The following is a 17,362-nucleotide window of genomic DNA, read 5'->3' on the forward strand; positions in this document are numbered from 1 at the left end:
AGATAAATCGCAAATAAAAAAGAAAATTAAACCTTGTTTTTCTTTTTTCGCTATTAATATATTTATAACACAATTGAGTTTAAATAATTGATATGAAAAGCTTTTTACTTATTTTACTATTAGTTTTGTCTCCATTTTTAGCATCATCTATAAGCATTGAGGACATCGAAGAAAATTGCAATTACGAATATTACCCTAAATTAGATTCTTCTTCTGCTGATGAGTTATACGTTATAAAGCGAAATTATTATAGATATGGTGAGAAATTAAAAATATTAGCAGATGAGAGGATAAAGGAGATCACTTTAGGCACTAGTGATAAATAATTGTAACCAGACTGCATTCTGTGATTTTTAGCAAAACACGATCTTTCATTTGAGCTTTCTTCAATTTAAAGTAAATACAGAAACTAGCTATTTTCAAAAATATGGTTGAATAATTGTTAATAACAGTGTATAATTATTAATAATTTCAAGCATTTTTGCCATGGCTCTTTCAAAATTTCTCGATCCTCGCAATGATTTGTGTTTCAAAAAAATCTTTGGAACGGAAAAAAATAAGAATATTCTTATCCACTTTTTGAACGATATTTTAGGGTTTACTGAGATAAATGCAATACAAGAAGTTGAGTTTCTTAGCACTATTATGGATCCCGAAGTTGCCTCTGATAAACAAAGTATTGTTGATGTTCTCTGCAAGGATTCTCACGGAAATAGATATATAGCAGAAATGCAGCTTGCTAGAGACAAGGGCTTTGAGAAACGTGCCCAACTGTATGCTGCTAAGGCTTATTCAAGACAATTAGATAAATCTGGCAACTACATTGATTTAAAGAAAGTCTTCTTTATTGCTATATCAAATTGTAACTTACTTCCTGAAGAAGTTGGTTATATCTCTACTCATAATATACGTGATATAAAAACCAACGGCCACTACTTAAAAGATTTTCAATTTATCTTTATAGAATTGCCCAAATTTTCAAAAAGTAAAGTAGAGCAGTTAGAAAGTATAGTAGAAAGGTGGTGTTTCTTTTTTAAATACGCAGAAGAAACAACAGAAGAGGACTTAAAAGAGATAGCAGAAAAAGCACCAATAATAAAGCTAGCATATGATGAGTTAGATAAGTTTCGTTGGAACGAAAAAGATTTAGTAGCTTACGAAGAAAGGATAATGGATCTACGCAAAGAAGAAGCTATTCTTGAATACAGACTTGATCTTGCTACTGAAAAAGGCAAAAAAATTGGTAAAGAGGAAGGGAAAATTGAAGTCGCAAAAGCAATGCTGGCTAATAATGTTGATGTCAACACTATTGTCAAGTTTACTGGCCTTTCTATTAGTGAGATTGAAGAATTAAGTGGAAATTTGTGAGCGGTTACAAATAATTTACCATTTCTTCTGGTTTCACTATCCTTTCAAACTCCTCCTCAGTGAGCAGTTGAAGTTTTGCTGCTGCTTCTTTTAGAGTGATATTTTCTTTATAAGCAAGCTTCGCTATTTTTGCTGCATTGTCGTACCCTATATGCGTATTTAATATAGTGACCAACATCAACGACTGATTCAGTAAATCTTTTATCCTCTCTTCATTTGCTTTAATACCAACTACACATTTTTCTGTAAAATTTAAACTTGCATCAGCTAAAAGTCTTATAGACTGCAAAACATTGTAAATTATCACTGGCTTAAACACGTTCAGTTCAAAATGACCACTTGAGCCACCAATTGTTACAGCAACATGATTTCCCATAACTTGAGTGCATACCATAGTCACCGCTTCACACTGAGTTGGATTCACTTTACCTGGCATAATTGAAGAACCAGGCTCATTTTCCGGTAACATTATTTCCCCAATTCCGCATCTTGGACCAGAACCAAGCAACCTTATATCATTTGCAATTTTCATTAAACTGACTGCTACTGTATTGAGTGTTCCACTGAGCTCAACTAAAGCATCATTTGCTGCTAGCGCTTCAAATTTATTGCCTGCTGAAGTAAATGGAAGGTTAGTAATTTCTGCAACTTGGCTTGAAAAATCTTCAGCAAAACCCTTTTTAGTATTGAGTCCCGTGCCAACTGCAGTGCCACCTTGTGCAAGCTCATATATATCACTTAAAGTTGATTTTACTCTCTCTATCCCCTTTTTAATCTGGGCTGCATAGCCAGAGAACTCCTGTCCCAGTGTTAGGGGCGTTGCATCTTGCAGATGAGTACGTCCTACTTTTATTATATCTTTAAATTCCTGAACCTTATTATCCAGCACCTTATGCAATTTTTCAAGATTTGGAATAAGCAAGCAGTTTATTTGCTCTGCTGCTGCTATATGCATTGCTGTTGGAAAGGTGTCATTTGACGACTGACCATAATTCACATGATCGTTTGGATGTATTGGAGATTTACTACCCAAATTACCACCTAAAATCTCTATTGCGCGATTGCTGATCACTTCATTCATATTCATATTAGTCTGCGTTCCGGATCCGGTTTGCCAAACAACAAGCGGAAATTCATTATTAAATTTGCCATCTATTACTTCCCTTGTGGCTGCGCAGATTGCGTCCCCTACCTTATTATCTATGCTACCCTGCTTCATGTTAACACGTGCTGCTGCAAGTTTTACTATTGCTAATGCTTTAATCAGAGGCTCTGGCATTTTTTCTGTGCCAATCTTAAAATTTTCTAAAGAACGCTGAGTCTGCGCTCCCCAGTAATGTTCACTTGGTACTTTTACTTCCCCTAAGCTGTCTGATTCTATTCTTACCATACTTTCTCCTTTGCATTAGAATTCTGTTACTCTACTACTTATAGCTGACCTAAGCAACATGTCATACCGCGAATGAATCGCGGTACCTCGGCATAGATTCCGCTAACTAGTAGCGGAATGACGAATTTGTCATTTTCCAAATTGTCGGTAAATCTAAGTCAGTTTAGCTATACTACATTTCTTGGTTAATTAAATCATATTGGATTTTAGTGTCAAGTGTACAAACATTGCAATATGGTACAATGTTACGACGATGTCATGCAAGTAGCCGACACTGGCATCCCAGTACCTTCATCCTGTCACCCCAGTGACCATGTAAGGAGGGCGTTATTCCAGTGCCAGCTACTCGTATGACAAGAAAGTAGCACTGGGATCTGGTAGACTCAAATCACAATGTTTGCACAATTGTACGCTTAGTTCTGGTCGCACGCTACCATTCTTGTACAGCCACAGATAGAAAATTTACGCTTTAAAAGGATCATATACATCGATTTCCTTAGAATTACTCTTTTTCAATTTTTTACTTAATAATCTCAAAATAGGCTGTAAATCACCATTAATTGATAAGCACAGCACTTCTTTATTAAGATAATTGGCTAGGTGATTCTTCTTTTCCAGAATTTCTGCTTCCCTCAATAAGTCGCATTTGTTCAGTACTACAATTTCTTCTTTTTTAACAAGATCGCTATCGTAAAGCTCCAGCTCATTATGTGTACAATTATAAGCTGAAATAACATCATCGTGAGTTGCATCAATTAAATGAAGTAAAATTTGACACCTTTCTATGTGCTTTAAAAATTTATGTCCGAGCCCAACTCCAAGGTGAGCATCAGTAATTATTCCAGGAATATCTGCTATTACAACTTCGCTATCATCCACTTTTGCCACACCTAAGTGGGGTCTTACGGTGGTAAATGGATAATCGCCTACTTTTGTATCGGAATTTGAGCAGCGAGTCAAAAATTTTGATTTACCTGCGTTTGGCATGCCAATAATTCCAACATCTGATAAAACTTTTAGTTTTAACAATACATGTTTTTCTTCGCCAGGCTGACCGTAAGTAAAATGTCTTGGTGCCTTATTAGTAGAAGATTTAAAATTAGTATTTCCAAGTCCACCTTTTCCACCCTGTGCTATTAAAAATTCCATATCAGGCTTGTCAAGATCGACTATTATCTCTTCACTTTCTTCATCAATTATTTGTGCACCGACTGGAACTCGAAGTATAACGTCTTTCCCTGCTGTGCCAGATCTATCCCTGCCTGCACCATTTTTCCCACTATCTGCTTTAATGTGTCTTCTATAACGAAAATGAAGCAAAGTGTTGAGATTAGCGTCGCTGATGAAAACTATGTTTCCACCCTTTCCTCCATTACCACCATTTGGACCACCAAATTCAACGAACTTTTCTCGACGAAAACTTGCACAGCCGTCACCACCGTCACCGGCTTTTAAACACAATTTTACTTCGTCTATAAAACCCATGCTAACCCACGATAATATTTAGCATCCTTTCCTAATGCGCTTTCTATTCTCATTAGCTCGTTATACTTCGCGAGTCTATCAGAACGCGATAGCGACCCGGTTTTTATCTGCCCGCAATTTGATGCAACTGCTATATGAGATATTGTTGTGTCTTCTGTTTCACCTGAGCGATGAGAAATAACAGCTTTATAGCCATTTGATTTTGCCATTTCAATAGCAGCAAAAGTTTCTGTTAACGTCCCTATTTGATTTGGCTTGATCAGTACAGCATTTGCCATTTTTTCCTCTATTCCTTTGCATATCAGTTCACAATTTGTAACAAACAAATCATCCCCTACTAATTGAACTTTACTCCCCAATTTTGCAGTAAGTAATTTCCAACCTTCGTAATCGTCTTCACTCATTGCATCTTCTATAGAAATTATTGGATATTTTTCCACAAGGTCACAATAGTATTCAGCCAATTTCTCTGAAGTAAGATCTCTGTTTTCAAATTTGTAAATTCCATCTTCATAAAAAGTAGATGAAGCAACATCAAGGCCTAGTGCAAAGTGATTTTGTGCTGAATAACCTGCTGATTCTATAGCGTATATGATCAAATCAAGTGCTTCTTCAGTACTTTCAATATTTGGTGCAAAACCACCTTCATCTCCTACGTTTGTGCTATAACCTTTTTTCTTAAGAATGCTACGTAAGTTGTGGAACACCTCCGCAGATATTCTGATTGCTTCACTGAAAGTCTCAGCACCGACTGGAAGAATCATGAATTCTTGGAAATTGAGCTTATTGTCTGCATGTACTCCACCATTAATTATGTTAATGAATGGAACCGGCATAACACTCATCTGCTCTCCTCCCAAATATCTATACAACGGTATTTTGAAACTGTTTGCTGCTGCTTTTGCAACCGCAAGAGACACACCCAAAGTTGCATTTGCTCCAAGTTTAGATTTATTTTTTGTTCCATCTAGTTCAATTAATGCTTTATCAATTGCATTTTGATCTGTTGCATCCATGCCGATAATTTTATTCGCTATCACTCCATTTACAGCTTGAACAGCTTTCAGCACTCCTTTACCACAATACCTTTTCTCATCTTGGTCCCTGAGTTCCAAGGCTTCTAATTTACCGGTTGAAGCTCCAGAAGGTACAGATGCTCTGCCTATTGCTCCATCACAGAGCTCAATCTCTACCTCAACAGTGGGGTAACCCCTGCTATCTAAAATTTCTCTTGCAAATACGTTATTGATTATCTTATTCATTGCATTAAATCCCTACTGTAAACTTTCTGTACAAACGTGTGATCTGAAGATAATTCTAGTTGTCATCCCAGTGCTCCGACACTGGGATCCAGTTTTACTACACAATTTTATCATATAAATCCTCCCAGTCTGGATTCTCTTTCTCGATTAAATTCATTTTCCATTTTCTTTGCCAACTTTTTAAAAGCTTTTCTCTAGTAATAGCTAAATTTATGTCTTGGAACTCTTCGAAATAAACCAATCTATAAACACCGTATTTTGACGTAAAACTAGAAACAGTTTCACTTTTATGTTCATAAATTCGTTTTATCAAATTTGATGTCACACCTACGTATAAAGTTCCGTTGCGTTCACTTGCAAGTATATAAACATAATAACTCTTCATATATAGTTGACTGGATTCCAGTGTCAAGCACTGGAATGACACCGGTACTTGCATTTATTCTATCGTTTAACTAGATGTTTGTATAGTTTCTGCTATGAGCTTCGCAGCTTCCTTTGCCAATTTAGCTATATTACTACCAGCACCAATAAATAATACTATATCACCTGGACTTGTCGAATCACTAATAAAATGTGAAATGAGTAGAGAATCATTCATGATTTTTACGCTATCAAACCCATTACTGATTAAAGCTTCTTGTATATCATTAATCCCACAACCAGGAATAGGCTTGTCTTCTGGGGGATGAACAGGGGTGAGGATGACATAATCAAATATCATGAAAATTCGTATGAATTCATCAAAAAAATTACGAATGCGAGCAAAACGAAGTGGTTCGATAATTCCTATTACTTTTCCTTTAGTAATCGAACGTGCAGCCGTTAAAGTTGCATATATTTCATTTGGATGATGGGCATAATCCTCAATTAACTTAACACCTTTAATATCGGCAATCAAAGAGAATCTTCTTGCTACTCCTTGAAATTCCAAAAGGCCTTTTTTAATCTCTGCATCGCTAATCCCGAGTTTTATTGCAACCGATATTGCAGCTAAGGCGTTGCTGACTTTGTGAATTCCAATTGCGTTTGACAGCACTACATTTTTTATATTTCTGGATCCCAGTGTCACGCACTGGGATGACAGATGGTGATGGGATGACACCTGTTCTTCTGTCATTCCAGTACTTGATACTGGAATCCAGTTGTTCAATACATCAAATTCTATGCTGTTAGCATGCTGCTTAATATTAACAGCTTTAATATTGGCACCCTCAAATCCAAACATCATAGAGTTACTTGCATCATAATTAATGCCTACAGAATCAGGCAAAACTGCAAAATCTGCTTTGCTTATAAACTGAGAGAATGCATTTTTAATATCGTCGAATGTACCATAATGATCCATATGATCGTCGTTAATACTCGTTATGACAGCAATATTTGCAGGAATCTTCAGCATAGTTCCATCTGATTCATCAGCTTCGATTAAAAAAATGTCACTCCTTCCAAGTCTTGAATTACTTTGATATGAATTCAGTATTCCTCCCACAATTACAGTTGCATCGACATTAGAATGATCAAAAATGGAAGCAATCATTGCCGTTGTCGTTGTCTTACCACTTGAACCTGAAACCGCTATCACATATTTATCTCTTAAAAGTTCAGCAAGTATGTCTGATCTATGCAAAATGGTTTTATTGTTATTTTTTGCCGCAATTAACTCCACATTATCAGATTCTATCGCAGAAGAATGTACAACTATTTGAGCTTGGCTTATATTATCAGCATTGTGACCAATGTAAACTTCTATACCCAGCTTTTGTAACCTATCTACATTGTCGTTTGACTGCGCATCACTGCCTTGAACTTTGTAATTGGAATTATGGAGAATTTCAGCAATGGCACTCATTCCGATTCCACCTATACCAATAATATGTATTATTCCTTTTTGAGTTTTGTTAATATTTAGCAGTAGATGTTTACTCATTACTAAATTTATTATAGTATAATTTAAAATCCTCATAGTATCGAACCCTCTTACCGAATACAATGATAAAAAACCTAACCTTTCTATGTCTAACATTTGTTTTGATAAGTAGCTGCAGTTTTAGCAACAGGTTTAATTGCACTGCAGGTCATTATAAAATTGGCAGCAGCTACACAATAAATGGTATAACTTATCACCCAAAAAACTGTAAACATCACGAAGAAATAGGAATAGCATCGTGGTATGGAATAGAAGATCATGGCACGCTTACAGCAAATGGTGAAGTGTTTAACCGCCACTTGATCTCTGCAGCGCATAAGACTTTGCCTTTACCCTGCTTTGTTCTTGTCACTAATTTAGAAAATGGAAGAAAGCTTGTTACAAGAGTTAACGATAGAGGACCATTTATTAAAGGCAGAATAATAGACTTATCAGAAAAAGCAGCTCAAGTCTTAGGATTTCATAAAGTAGGGCTTGCAAAGGTAAAAGTCCAATACCTAAGAAAGATGTCAGAACAATTGATACAAAATACTCCTCATTATAGAAAGCAATATGAAAAAGAAATGCAGAAACATCACCCGAAACAAGACAGTGCAGAAAGTAAGGGATATGTTGCATTTTTTAAAAGTGCTCAGGCTGCTAAATCAGCTGCATCGAAGCTTCGTAATCAAGGAATGAAAAATGTTAGATTGCTTTTTAAGAACAATCAATATTGTGTGAAAGTGAGTTATAGGTAGCGGTGAGTGCAGAATTTGAAAGATTTGGTTAATGTAAGAAACGCTGGCTAACTATTGTAAGTTAAAAATGTGATATAAAAAAGATATCAACAATTTATAGCTATACCGCCGCGGCGCTAACTAGTAGCAAGATGACGAGGTTATCGTCATGCCGCCGCAAACCGTCATACCGTGATTCATTCCACAACTGTACGAACATTACAATTTGAGCCTACCAGAAGGATGTCATCCCAGTGCCCAGACACTGGGATCCAGGAATTTTGATTGGGCACTAAGTTGATAAGCATAAAAGTGGCTGATCTTATGTTAAAACACAACGTTCTTGATGAGATTACGGCAAGGCTGGATTCCAGTGTCAAGCACTGGAATGACACCATTTGCTGTGCAGTTTACCTTCAAAAATGAATGTTCGTACAGCTATGGATTCATTCGCGGTATCTCATCCGCTAACACGTAGCAACTGTTCTCCCTTGTCATACCGTCACGGTATCTCTAGATCCCGCTAACACGTAGCGGGATGACGGTTTTTCAAATTGTCGTAAGTCAGTTTAGCTATAGCATTATAGAGACAAAGATCAAAATTTACTTATTTACGTCTCCAATTTCATTGTGTATAATGGAGACAAAGATTTATATTTTGTATTTTATGTCTCCATTATTTATTGGTAGGCAAAAAGCAACTACTGGAACTTACAGAAAAAAATACTGCTTCTTTTGTAGTAGTCAAAGGAAGACGTCGTATAGGAAAAAGTCGTTTAATTCAAGAGTTTGGTAAGCATTTCGAGCAGTATTACTCATTTATAGGTTTGCCACCAGAAAAGCATACTACAACATCCCACCAACTTAATGAATTTTCTAGACAAGTTGCTAGACAATTTTTTTGCTAGATATGATGACTGGAGTATGGGCAGTTGGTGAACGTCTACTATCAGGGAAAATATTATTGCTATTTGATGAAATTTCTTGGATGGGCTCAAAAGATCCAACTTTTTTAGGAAAAATAAAGAATTTTTGGGATACACAGCTATAACAAGCTAGTTTTTGTTGTTTGTTTCATCCTGAAAACATACTTAGTAGTACTGGTTTTGTAGGAAGAATATCGTTGACTTTAACACTCGGGACTTTCTGATTGCAACAGATTTTGGCCAAAAAATATTTCAGCATACGAAAAGTTTAAGGTGCTTGCAGTAACCGGCAAAATATTTGGAAGAGGTAAATTTTAAACATGGTGCTGAAGAAAATATTAAAAAGCTTTGTTTTACAAAAGGTGGGTTTTTAGTTGAGGAGTTTGACCAAATATTTTCAGATCTATTCATGCGAAAAACAGCTTTTTATAAGCAAATAGTGAGAGCTCTTTCTACTGGAGCTAAAGAACAGGAAGAAATTTGTACTGCTTTAGATATTGCAAGACATGGACGCATTTCTGAGTATCTACATGAGCTGGAGCTTGCTGGTTTTATTGCAAGGGATCACACTTGGAATATAAAAACTGGTACTGATTCACGACTCAGAAGGTACAGACTTCAAGATAATTATTTAAGGTTTTATCTAAAATATATTGAAAAAAATCTAGGAAAATTAATCGTGACACCTATTCTATAGGGTTATTCACGTCCCTGCCAGAGTGGATTGGACTTCAGTTTGAAAATTTGGTGCTGAACAATAGAAAGAGCATACATAATATCTTAGGAATTGACGAGCGAGAATCCATTTTTTCAGAGGAAGACAGGTGCTGGTTGTCAAATTGATTACATGATTCAAACAAGGTTTAACACCCTCTACATTTGCGAAATCAAATTTTCAAAAAATAAAATCGGTCATTCAATAATACAAGAAGTACAAAAGAAAATAGATACACTAAAGCGTCCAAAAGGCTTTTCATGTCGTCCAGTTCTTATTCACGTTAATGGTGTGAGTGATGACGTTATAGATAGTGATTACTTTTCAAACATAATTGATTTTGGAGAATTATTGAATTGTAAGTAATTCTTGCTCTACTTTTTCAACTTTGTGTCATTTAACATTGGAACAAGATTCCAGATGACATCTTTCTTGAACTCTTACTATAACAATGTTCGTACAGATATGTGCCACGCGCTGGAATGACATGGTGAGGCGTCATCCTGCTGCTCCTTTCTTGTCATGCCGCCGCGAACCGTCATACCGTCACGGTATCTCTTAGCCGCTAACACGTAGCGGAATGACGAATTACTTGACTTTTACAGGGATGACGGTTGTTGTTTAGCCATAAATATTTAAGAAATTTACCAAATGAAAAAAAAGGCAAAAGAAGCCCTGGGGTTATTATCCGCTTTAAAATATTGGCGTTTTTTATGTTTTAAACGCTTGATAAGCGAGATTCAGCCGCTTTTAATTGCAACTAACTTACGCTGCAAATGTTTAAGAAATTTACTAAGCAGAAAAAAAGACAAAGAATCCCCGAGTTAGCTAGTCTTTTACTATCTCTGTCGAGTATTGGCATTTTTTGATGTCTTGTAACGCTTTATAAGCGCGTTCAGCTTATTTAGATAAAAATCTAGATGTAGATGAAGTTTTGTAAAGACATACAGTATCTATATACTGCAAAAAATTAAACATAAGACGCCGATACATTAAGTAATCCTTACCTTTTAATCTGCAGATTGGCGAAAGCAAATACAATAGCTTCAGTTTCATGATAAGGGGGCTGGCGAGGCTTGTCAAGTAGTTTCTACCTGAAACCACAATATTCGCACAGTTGGAAAATGGTTGCGGGAGTAGGATTTGAACCTACGACCTTCAGGTTATGAGCCTGACGAGCTACCGAGCTGCTCCATCCCGCGTCGTTGCTTATTTAGTTATTATATATACAATAATAGAAAATAAAAGAATAAAATTACATTATGGTGTATATTTTGTGTATTTATTAACTTTTCTTGACATAATAGTTAGTTATATACGTCATAACCTACACAATGAAAAATATAACTTGATACTATGGTTTCCTGTGTGTCAGTGTGTAGGGATTTTAACCTATTTTTCCCTAAGTTTTGAACCAAGCTGCACTTTTACCATATCTATTTTTCTTTTGCTTTTACCCACACTAATTCTGATTGCAATATTGTATAAAAGGTACGCGATATTATGTATCGCTTTAATTGCAGTGCTCATAGGGTTTACAGCTAGTAAATTAAGAACAGCTTTAGTTGATACTCAAATTCTTGATAAAGAGAGATATGTAAAAGATATCGTTGCCACAGTGAAGGATATTAATGACAGGGGCTCATATAAACAATTTCTGCTCCATGTTGTAAAGCCCTCTGTCATCCCAGTGTCAGCTACTTGCATGACATCTTTGATTGATGATATATATCCAATTTATCACTCAACTGGACGTTCATGTAGTTATGCGTCACGCGCTGGCCACATTGCTCTAGATAACATCAGAATATCAGTTAGAACCAAAGTGGAAAAAGGCATTAAAATAGGCGATCAAGTAAAATTATCAGCAAAACTCTTCCCTCTAAAGATTGCGCCCTCGGAGTATGCATATGATTTTGCAAGAATAGCATATTACCAGAAAATAAGTGCAACAGGTTTTGCAACAAGCAAAATAGCCCTGCACAAAAAGGCTGAAGCAAGGAAATTTCTAGAGTATATAGAATCTTTCCGTCAATATATTTATGAAAACCTGCAGCAAAATATCAAAAAACCACATGCGGATATAATCTCTGCATTACTAATTGGTAAAAAAGATGGCATAGATCAAAAAACTATGGATGCAATACGAGATTCAGGTATAGCACATTTGTTTGCCATATCTGGTTTGCATTTATCATTCGTTGCTGGTCTGTTTTTTGTAGTGTTTCGTAATTTATTCGCAATATCTGAAACTTTGACTCTTAAGTATAACACCAAGAAAATATCTGCATTCCTTACTATCTTGCCAACCACGTTTTATTTGTTGATTACCGGTATGCAAATTTCTGCTCAGCGTGCCTACATCATGGTGATTTTAGTACTTGTTGCAATAATGATAGAGAGAAAATATCGAGGGTTAATAGCAATTGCGTTTGCTGCTTCAGTGATACTCTCAGTAGAACCAGAAGCAATTTTAAAGCCAGGCTTTCAGATGTCATTTTCTGCGGTTTTGGCACTGGTTGCCAGTTATCAAATTAATGCTAATAAATTGTTCAAAATAAAAATAATGAAATATTTTGTATCGATAATGATCAGCTCAGTAATAGCAAGTTTAGCAACTGTTCCGTACACGATATACAATTTTAATTATTTTTCAATTAGTGGCATTATCACAAATTTAGTTGCTATACCAATAGTTACATTAATTATTATTCCACTTGGAATAATTTATGTTTTGTTGATTCCTTTAGGTATTGAATGGATTATAGCGCCATTTATAGAGCGCCCAATTGACAGTATTTTGTATATAACAAACGCTATCGCTAGTCTTCAGTATTTGGTTATTCCCATTCGCACTTTTCCTGCCTCATCAATTATTATAATAACATTTGGGTTATTATGGCTGTGCTTGTGGGAAAGAAATTGGCGCTTCTTCGGAATTTTCTTTATTGTGCTGGGTATTTTCTCTAGTGCTATGTATAGAACTCCTGATATCTTGATAAGTGCTGATAATGTTGCTGCAAAGGAGAGTGACAACTTACTATATTCTCTCACCAGAAAAAATAGGAACTTTGTTGTCAAAACATGGGCAAAGCAAAATGGGCAGAACCAAATTTTGAATCATAAAAAATACAATAACTCAGATAAAAGGCTAAAATGTAACGATTATGGCTGCATATATAATAAAGGAAATAATAAGTCAGTGTTGCTAGCTTATAAAAAAGAAGATATTCTAGAAAATTGTGATAAAGTTGACTTAATAATTCAATTAAGTGAATTCGACTATTCAGTTTGTAATACTAAAACTATCAAATATGCCGATTTAGAAACACATGCAATTTGGTTAACAAATCGTTACATAAAGATTAATAAAGTGCGCTCCAATAGGCCTTGGCACATGTTGAAAAATTAAGAAACTTGATTTTAAGGTTTGGTTAATGTATACCTAAATAAATTTAAACTAGAAAAATGTTATGGTTACAGACACTAAAGATCCTTTCAAAGACTATTTTGATTTTTTAGGATTTAGAAAACTTTCTGACCAGCCCAGTAGAATTTTGAGCTCTATAAGAAAGTATTCTGGTACTATATCGATAGCAAGTACCATTGCTACTCTTATAGCATTTACTGCCTTTTCTATTCAGCCTGTTATAGTGGCCCTACCCAGATGGTATGAATTAGGTATTGCTTGGTTGGAAGCAAGAGAAGATAATCACTTCTCAGAGTGGATAGGGTCAATCCAAAATATTTAAGGTTAACCATGCAAGTATCGATGATGAGAAAACAAGGGAACTGGGATCAAGCAAAACAACTGCGTCAATTAGTGCAGGGTATGCCATCTAAGGATTCTTGCGATCCAAATTATCGACGTCTTTGGTATGTTAGAACCTGTTTAAAATCTCAAAGAGATGAGCTAAAGTAGGAACAGGTAAATAATGAGGTATATAAATGAGTCAAAGGTATCCAAGCGACATAAGTCGTGAGCAATTTGAAAAAATCAAACCAATTTTAGAAAGTAGGAAAAAGAAAACAAGACCAAGATTAATTGATATATACAAAGTATTTTGTGGAGTGTTATACGTGCTAAAAAGTGGTTGTCAGTGGAGAATGTTGCCAAAAGAGTTTCCAAGGTGGGAAAACATATATTACTATTTTCAAATGTGGAGTAAAAAGAAAGGAAAGGAGCCAAGCTTGTTGGTTAAAAAAAATTGGTTGCGACAAAACAGTGGTCGGAAAGAGAAAACCAGTTTCTGCATAATTGATGCTCGAAGCGTCAAAAACGCAGATACTGCTGAAAGAAAGGGCTATGATGCAGGTAAAAAGATTTTAGGGTCATATCGCAGTTGATACACAACACATGCAATTCATATAACAACGGCAGAAGCAACTGATCGTAGCAACCCCAGTTGCGAATTAGAAAGCAGTGAAAAAGCCAGGAAAATAGGGTAACCTCCGTAAATTATTCACAAAATAGAGAGGTTACCCATGAATAAAAATATAACAGAATTATTTTGCCTGATCGACGATTTTTGCAATTCAGTTGACAAAAATTTTGCAGAAAAACTTCTACCAAGTGGCAAAAAACCAACCAGGACGCCAGAGATTACGCATTCAGAGATTTTTACCATAATATTGCTATATCAAGTGCGACAATTTTAAAATTTTCTATGTGCATTATTTGAAATTATTATACGAAACAGCGTTTCCAAAATTGCCATTCTATAGTAGGTTTATTAGGCTAAAATCGCGGGTTTTATGGTATTTAGCGCTCTTAATGCAATGGTTTTGCGAACAGTCAAAAGTGACAGGGATTTCGTACATAGATGCAACATCTATCGCTGTTTGCCATCCAAAAAGGACCTCGAGAAACAAAGTTTTCAAAGGGTTGGCAAAGATTGGAAAGACTACCTATGGGTGGTTTTTCGGTACATCTAGTAATCAACGAAACTGGCAAAATTCAAGGGGTTACGGTGACAAAAGGCAACGTTGATACCTGTGCCAAATTTAACTCAGAAATTGACTGGATTATTGTTTGGAGATAAAGGATATATCAAAAAAGATCTTTTTCACGAATTATTCGATAGAGGGTTAAAGCTTGTAACCAGTATAAAAAAGGGTATGAAAAACTCATTAATGGCGCTAAATGAGAAGATTTTGTTAAGAAAAAGATCGATTATTGAGACAGTTTTTGGCTCTCTGAAAAACAAATTTGAGATTGAGCATACTCGCCACAGATCACCGATAAATTTTTTGGTACACATTTTTTCTACGCTTGTTTCATATTCCATGCAGCCGAAAAAGCCCTGCATTTCTAAGCTTTACTTCGTTGGCTAATCCGCAACTGGGGTTTTCAACAGTTTTAATTATATGACTGTCTAATATCTTTCTTTCAGAAATGGCATCGTTTTGGAAAAATCTATAAGCTGCTTTACTTTGATGCCAATCTTCACAAGCTTGATTTATTGAATGTTCAGGCGATTCAGCAAAACTATTAACTATTTTTAAAAGCCTTTTACTTAATCTTTTATCACCAAAATTAACAATTCCAAATTCACTTTCTGCCCATTCACCAGTTGAGGTGCTTAAATTTCTTTTTACCATATATTTCCATTTTTAGACCATAGATCTATTTATAGTAAAAAGTTGAATTAGTAAAATAGCAGCTTTTTCACCATTTATAGATTTATGGGTAATAGTAAGGTTCTGAAGTCGAGGGGAGAAGGCATAAGTGTTGAAAGTACCAAAAATGGCGTTATATAAGGTGATTGACGGCATCCTCCTGATATTAGGATAATTGAGCGTATAAAAGAATCATTAAGGTCTAACGTAAACTGTAATAGCGCTATTTTAAATCCGCGTAAGTTGTTTCTGATTTTATAAACGAGAAATAACAAAGCTGTAATAATGATCATATAAATATACACTTTGTATCCGTTCAGGCAATGGCGTCAACTTAAGGAAAAATATAAGCGATAGTGTGTAAAATTTCTCTCTAAATTTTTTACCATTAAATTATCCAGAAGCCGCAGGAAACAGCACTTTTGTTTCTATTTTATTTCAACAAAGAAGTTTAAAATGTGTCCTTTTTAGGTGAAACATGCAAAAAGGAAAAAATTTTATTCTACAAATTAAAAATATAATATACTCGAAAGCTTTTCAGAGAATCCATTGTGTTGAGTTTCACGCGAACAAGAAAACTCCCTTTTACGACAGTATTTTCTATGATTTTAAAGTTAGTTAAAAAAAGTTTGGGAATAGAATGTGAACTTATGGATCCACTAACTTGTAAAGTTCCACCCTCAAAGCAAGCTTTTTCTAAAGCAAGATATAAGATTTATCATACAGGTTTTAAAGAGTTATTGGAGCTAAGCATCCAAACAGCCTATCAAGATGAACCTGAGCTGGAGAGGCTATAGACTTATTGCAGCAGATGGTTCTGGTATGAGATTACCCAGCTCTGAGGAAATTGTATCCGAGTTTGGCCGTTTTAAACCAAATGGAACAACAGGCACAATGCCACCATTGGCAATTTGTTTGTTGATTTATGTACTTCACTGATTTGCAGTGCTCGCCTTGCGGCTTGGAATATAGGCGAACAAACGTTGGCGGAAGAGCAATTACCCGAAGTTATCACTCAAATGCGTTCATTAAATCAAAAGAAATTATTATTTATCTATGATCGTGGTTATCCTTCAGTAAAATTCATTCAGCAGCATTATGATTTGGAAGTAGATTTTATTTTTCGCTTGCAAAAAAGAAATTATAGCAAGCTATGGGAACGAATTGCATCTGGCGAATTAGATTTCGATTTTATATTAGAAAATGAAAAGCTAAAAAATAAAATGAAAGGACAGAAAGTAAGAGTTATAGTGCTGACATTAGCCAACGGAGAAACAGAGGACTTCACTTTTTGATCGAGAAAAATTTACTTTGGAAGATATCAGTAAAGCTTATGTATTAAGGTGGCACATAGAGGAGTGCTATAAACGACTCAAAGTAGGAGCAGAGTTAGAGAATTTTTCTGGGGTGAATTTAGAGGCTGTATTACAAGAATTTTGGGCAAACTTGGTCATGTGCAATATATTATCGCTTCATATGTGTGATGCACAAGGGCCTTGGAACCCAGATCAAATTGCTGAGTATCGTTTAAATTTTTCAGTTTTATTTGGTGTGATGAGACAGAAACTTTATCAAGTGCTTGTTGGAAATTGTTCGCCAAAAAACTTTCAAGCCCTTTTTGATAGAGCAAGTATACGTGCTAAAGTTAAGATCCGACCAGGGCGATTATATAGCCGCAACAAGGTAGATAAGCCCAAACGCCATCATGTCTTTAGGAGAGTTTGCTAATGAAAGCTCTTAAGTTGACGCCATTGGCTGAACGGATACTACACTTTTATCCCATTCATGGCATAACTTAAAAAGTGCTTATATCCAAGGTTTTGCTTTATAAACTTAAAAAATACCTCTATGTCCCACCTGCGCCTATATAGTTCTGTTACTTCATAAGCTGGCATTTCAAACAAGTTGGTTAAAAACCGTATTTCATTTCCAGTCTTGTTTCGTATTTTTA

17 protein-coding genes, 1 tRNA gene and 5 pseudogenes are annotated in these 17,362 nt (G+C 35.5%); 14 read left to right on the forward strand and 9 right to left on the reverse strand.

Annotation, left to right across the window (positions count from 1 at the left end; genetic code table 11):
- Positions 1-92: 92 nt before the first annotated feature.
- Together ACJZL1_RS04320 and ACJZL1_RS04325 are read left to right on the forward strand one after the other, a co-directional pair.
- On the forward strand, positions 93-326 hold the full coding sequence (locus ACJZL1_RS04320) for a hypothetical protein (protein WP_265034796.1): 234 nt from the start codon (positions 93-95) through the stop codon (positions 324-326).
- A gap of 160 nt (positions 327-486) precedes the next feature.
- The gene (locus ACJZL1_RS04325) at positions 487-1,368 is read left to right on the forward strand and encodes an Rpn family recombination-promoting nuclease/putative transposase (RefSeq protein ID WP_265025930.1); all 882 of its coding nucleotides are present in this window, start codon (positions 487-489) and stop codon (positions 1,366-1,368) included.
- 4 nt (positions 1,369-1,372) lie between these two features.
- On the opposite strand, the gene fumC is transcribed toward ACJZL1_RS04325, so the two are convergent.
- The 5 genes from fumC to murC all read right to left on the reverse strand — a co-directional run bounded on the left by fumC (position 1,373) and on the right by murC (position 7,471).
- Positions 1,373-2,758 (reverse strand): class II fumarate hydratase, encoded by a 1,386-nt coding sequence (gene fumC, locus ACJZL1_RS04330; protein ID WP_265025931.1) that lies wholly within the window; start codon positions 2,756-2,758, stop codon positions 1,373-1,375.
- A gap of 462 nt (positions 2,759-3,220) precedes the next feature.
- Positions 3,221-4,243: an Obg family GTPase CgtA gene (cgtA, locus tag ACJZL1_RS04335; RefSeq protein WP_265025933.1), complete on the reverse strand. Its 1,023-nt coding sequence runs from the start codon at positions 4,241-4,243 to the stop codon at positions 3,221-3,223.
- Positions 4,231-5,505, reverse strand: a complete 1,275-nt coding sequence (gene eno, locus ACJZL1_RS04340; protein ID WP_265025934.1) for a phosphopyruvate hydratase — start codon at positions 5,503-5,505, stop codon at positions 4,231-4,233. Before eno ends, cgtA begins: the two co-directional genes overlap by 13 nt.
- 97 nt (positions 5,506-5,602) lie before the next feature.
- Positions 5,603-5,944 (reverse strand): GIY-YIG nuclease family protein, encoded by a 342-nt coding sequence (locus tag ACJZL1_RS04345; protein WP_406830905.1) that lies wholly within the window; start codon positions 5,942-5,944, stop codon positions 5,603-5,605.
- Positions 5,945-5,956: 12 nt separating this feature from the next.
- On the reverse strand, positions 5,957-7,471 hold the full coding sequence (gene murC, locus ACJZL1_RS04350) for a UDP-N-acetylmuramate--L-alanine ligase (RefSeq protein WP_419247051.1): 1,515 nt from the start codon (positions 7,469-7,471) through the stop codon (positions 5,957-5,959).
- A gap of 26 nt (positions 7,472-7,497) precedes the next feature.
- On the opposite strand from murC, the gene ACJZL1_RS04355 reads away from it, so the two are divergent.
- The 5 genes from ACJZL1_RS04355 (at position 7,498) to ACJZL1_RS04375 (ending at position 10,158) form a co-directional block, all read left to right on the forward strand.
- On the forward strand, positions 7,498-8,172 hold the full coding sequence (locus tag ACJZL1_RS04355; protein WP_320109921.1) for a septal ring lytic transglycosylase RlpA family protein: 675 nt from the start codon (positions 7,498-7,500) through the stop codon (positions 8,170-8,172).
- A gap of 325 nt (positions 8,173-8,497) precedes the next feature.
- The gene (locus ACJZL1_RS04360; protein WP_419247052.1) at positions 8,498-8,629 is read left to right on the forward strand and encodes a hypothetical protein; all 132 of its coding nucleotides are present in this window, start codon (positions 8,498-8,500) and stop codon (positions 8,627-8,629) included.
- A gap of 423 nt (positions 8,630-9,052) precedes the next feature.
- Complete coding sequence (locus tag ACJZL1_RS04365) at positions 9,053-9,202, forward strand: hypothetical protein (RefSeq protein ID WP_265025939.1); 150 nt, start codon at positions 9,053-9,055, stop codon at positions 9,200-9,202.
- Positions 9,203-9,375: 173 nt separating this feature from the next.
- Positions 9,376-9,774, forward strand: coding sequence for a hypothetical protein (locus ACJZL1_RS04370; RefSeq protein WP_419247053.1), 399 nt, complete (start codon positions 9,376-9,378; stop codon positions 9,772-9,774).
- A gap of 90 nt (positions 9,775-9,864) precedes the next feature.
- On the forward strand, positions 9,865-10,158 hold the full coding sequence (locus ACJZL1_RS04375; protein ID WP_419247054.1) for a hypothetical protein: 294 nt from the start codon (positions 9,865-9,867) through the stop codon (positions 10,156-10,158).
- Positions 10,159-10,235: 77 nt separating this feature from the next.
- Here the strand turns inward: ACJZL1_RS04375 and ACJZL1_RS04380 are convergent, their stop codons facing one another.
- Entirely contained in the window at positions 10,236-10,364 is a 129-nt protein-coding gene (locus tag ACJZL1_RS04380) for a hypothetical protein (RefSeq protein WP_341812812.1), read from the reverse strand.
- Positions 10,365-10,917: 553 nt separating this feature from the next.
- Positions 10,918-10,994, reverse strand: a tRNA-Met gene (locus ACJZL1_RS04385).
- Positions 10,995-11,092: 98 nt separating this feature from the next.
- Here ACJZL1_RS04385 and ACJZL1_RS04390 point away from each other — a divergent pair.
- The 6 genes and pseudogenes from ACJZL1_RS04390 (at position 11,093) to ACJZL1_RS04415 (ending at position 15,126) form a co-directional block, all read left to right on the forward strand.
- On the forward strand, positions 11,093-13,204 hold the full coding sequence (locus tag ACJZL1_RS04390; protein WP_419247519.1) for a ComEC/Rec2 family competence protein: 2,112 nt from the start codon (positions 11,093-11,095) through the stop codon (positions 13,202-13,204).
- A 61-nt stretch (positions 13,205-13,265) separates the two neighbouring features.
- Positions 13,266-13,544 (forward strand): hypothetical protein, encoded by a 279-nt coding sequence (locus ACJZL1_RS04395; protein ID WP_265025942.1) that lies wholly within the window; start codon positions 13,266-13,268, stop codon positions 13,542-13,544.
- A gap of 8 nt (positions 13,545-13,552) precedes the next feature.
- The gene (locus ACJZL1_RS04400; RefSeq protein ID WP_265025943.1) at positions 13,553-13,714 is read left to right on the forward strand and encodes a hypothetical protein; all 162 of its coding nucleotides are present in this window, start codon (positions 13,553-13,555) and stop codon (positions 13,712-13,714) included.
- 26 nt (positions 13,715-13,740) lie between these two features.
- Positions 13,741-13,927 (forward strand): annotated as a pseudogene (locus ACJZL1_RS04405) (transposase); the annotation flags it as partial.
- Positions 13,928-14,031: 104 nt separating this feature from the next.
- Positions 14,032-14,187, forward strand: a pseudogene (locus tag ACJZL1_RS04410) (transposase); the annotation flags it as partial.
- A gap of 90 nt (positions 14,188-14,277) precedes the next feature.
- Positions 14,278-15,126 (forward strand): annotated as a pseudogene (locus tag ACJZL1_RS04415) (IS982 family transposase).
- A 15-nt stretch (positions 15,127-15,141) separates the two neighbouring features.
- On the opposite strand, the pseudogene ACJZL1_RS04420 reads toward ACJZL1_RS04415, so the two are convergent.
- A pseudogene (locus ACJZL1_RS04420) lies at positions 15,142-15,393 on the reverse strand (transposase DNA-binding-containing protein); the annotation flags it as partial.
- Between the two features lie 496 nt (positions 15,394-15,889).
- Between ACJZL1_RS04420 and ACJZL1_RS04425 the strand changes: the two are divergent.
- Positions 15,890-17,139, forward strand: a pseudogene (locus ACJZL1_RS04425) (IS4 family transposase).
- Positions 17,140-17,177: 38 nt separating this feature from the next.
- Here ACJZL1_RS04425 and ACJZL1_RS04430 read toward each other — a convergent pair.
- Complete coding sequence (locus tag ACJZL1_RS04430) at positions 17,178-17,306, reverse strand: transposase (RefSeq protein WP_406830958.1); 129 nt, start codon at positions 17,304-17,306, stop codon at positions 17,178-17,180.
- Positions 17,307-17,362 lie beyond the last annotated feature (56 nt).

It is taken from the genome of Wolbachia endosymbiont of Rhagoletis indifferens (assembly GCF_048537595.1).
In the GTDB taxonomy this organism is placed as follows: domain Bacteria; phylum Pseudomonadota; class Alphaproteobacteria; order Rickettsiales; family Anaplasmataceae; genus Wolbachia.

What these genes read in the sequence shown, in the direction of transcription:
- ACJZL1_RS04320 (WP_265034796.1), top strand. Translation starts at nt 93, where the DNA reads ATGAAAAGCTTTTTACTTATTTTACTATTAGTTTTGTCTCCATTTTTA.
- ACJZL1_RS04325 (WP_265025930.1), top strand. Translation starts at nt 487, where the DNA reads ATGGCTCTTTCAAAATTTCTCGATCCTCGCAATGATTTGTGTTTCAAA.
- fumC (WP_265025931.1), bottom strand. Translation starts at nt 2,758, where the DNA reads ATGGTAAGAATAGAATCAGACAGCTTAGGGGAAGTAAAAGTACCAAGT.
- cgtA (WP_265025933.1), bottom strand. Translation starts at nt 4,243, where the DNA reads ATGGGTTTTATAGACGAAGTAAAATTGTGTTTAAAAGCCGGTGACGGT.
- eno (WP_265025934.1), bottom strand. Translation starts at nt 5,505, where the DNA reads ATGAATAAGATAATCAATAACGTATTTGCAAGAGAAATTTTAGATAGC.
- ACJZL1_RS04345 (WP_406830905.1), bottom strand. Translation starts at nt 5,944, where the DNA reads ATGCAAGTACCGGTGTCATTCCAGTGCTTGACACTGGAATCCAGTCAA.
- murC (WP_419247051.1), bottom strand. Translation starts at nt 7,471, where the DNA reads ATGAGGATTTTAAATTATACTATAATAAATTTAGTAATGAGTAAACAT.
- ACJZL1_RS04355 (WP_320109921.1), top strand. Translation starts at nt 7,498, where the DNA reads ATGATAAAAAACCTAACCTTTCTATGTCTAACATTTGTTTTGATAAGT.
- ACJZL1_RS04360 (WP_419247052.1), top strand. Translation starts at nt 8,498, where the DNA reads ATGAGATTACGGCAAGGCTGGATTCCAGTGTCAAGCACTGGAATGACA.
- ACJZL1_RS04395 (WP_265025942.1), top strand. Translation starts at nt 13,266, where the DNA reads ATGGTTACAGACACTAAAGATCCTTTCAAAGACTATTTTGATTTTTTA.
- ACJZL1_RS04400 (WP_265025943.1), top strand. Translation starts at nt 13,553, where the DNA reads ATGCAAGTATCGATGATGAGAAAACAAGGGAACTGGGATCAAGCAAAA.
- ACJZL1_RS04430 (WP_406830958.1), bottom strand. Translation starts at nt 17,306, where the DNA reads ATGCCAGCTTATGAAGTAACAGAACTATATAGGCGCAGGTGGGACATA.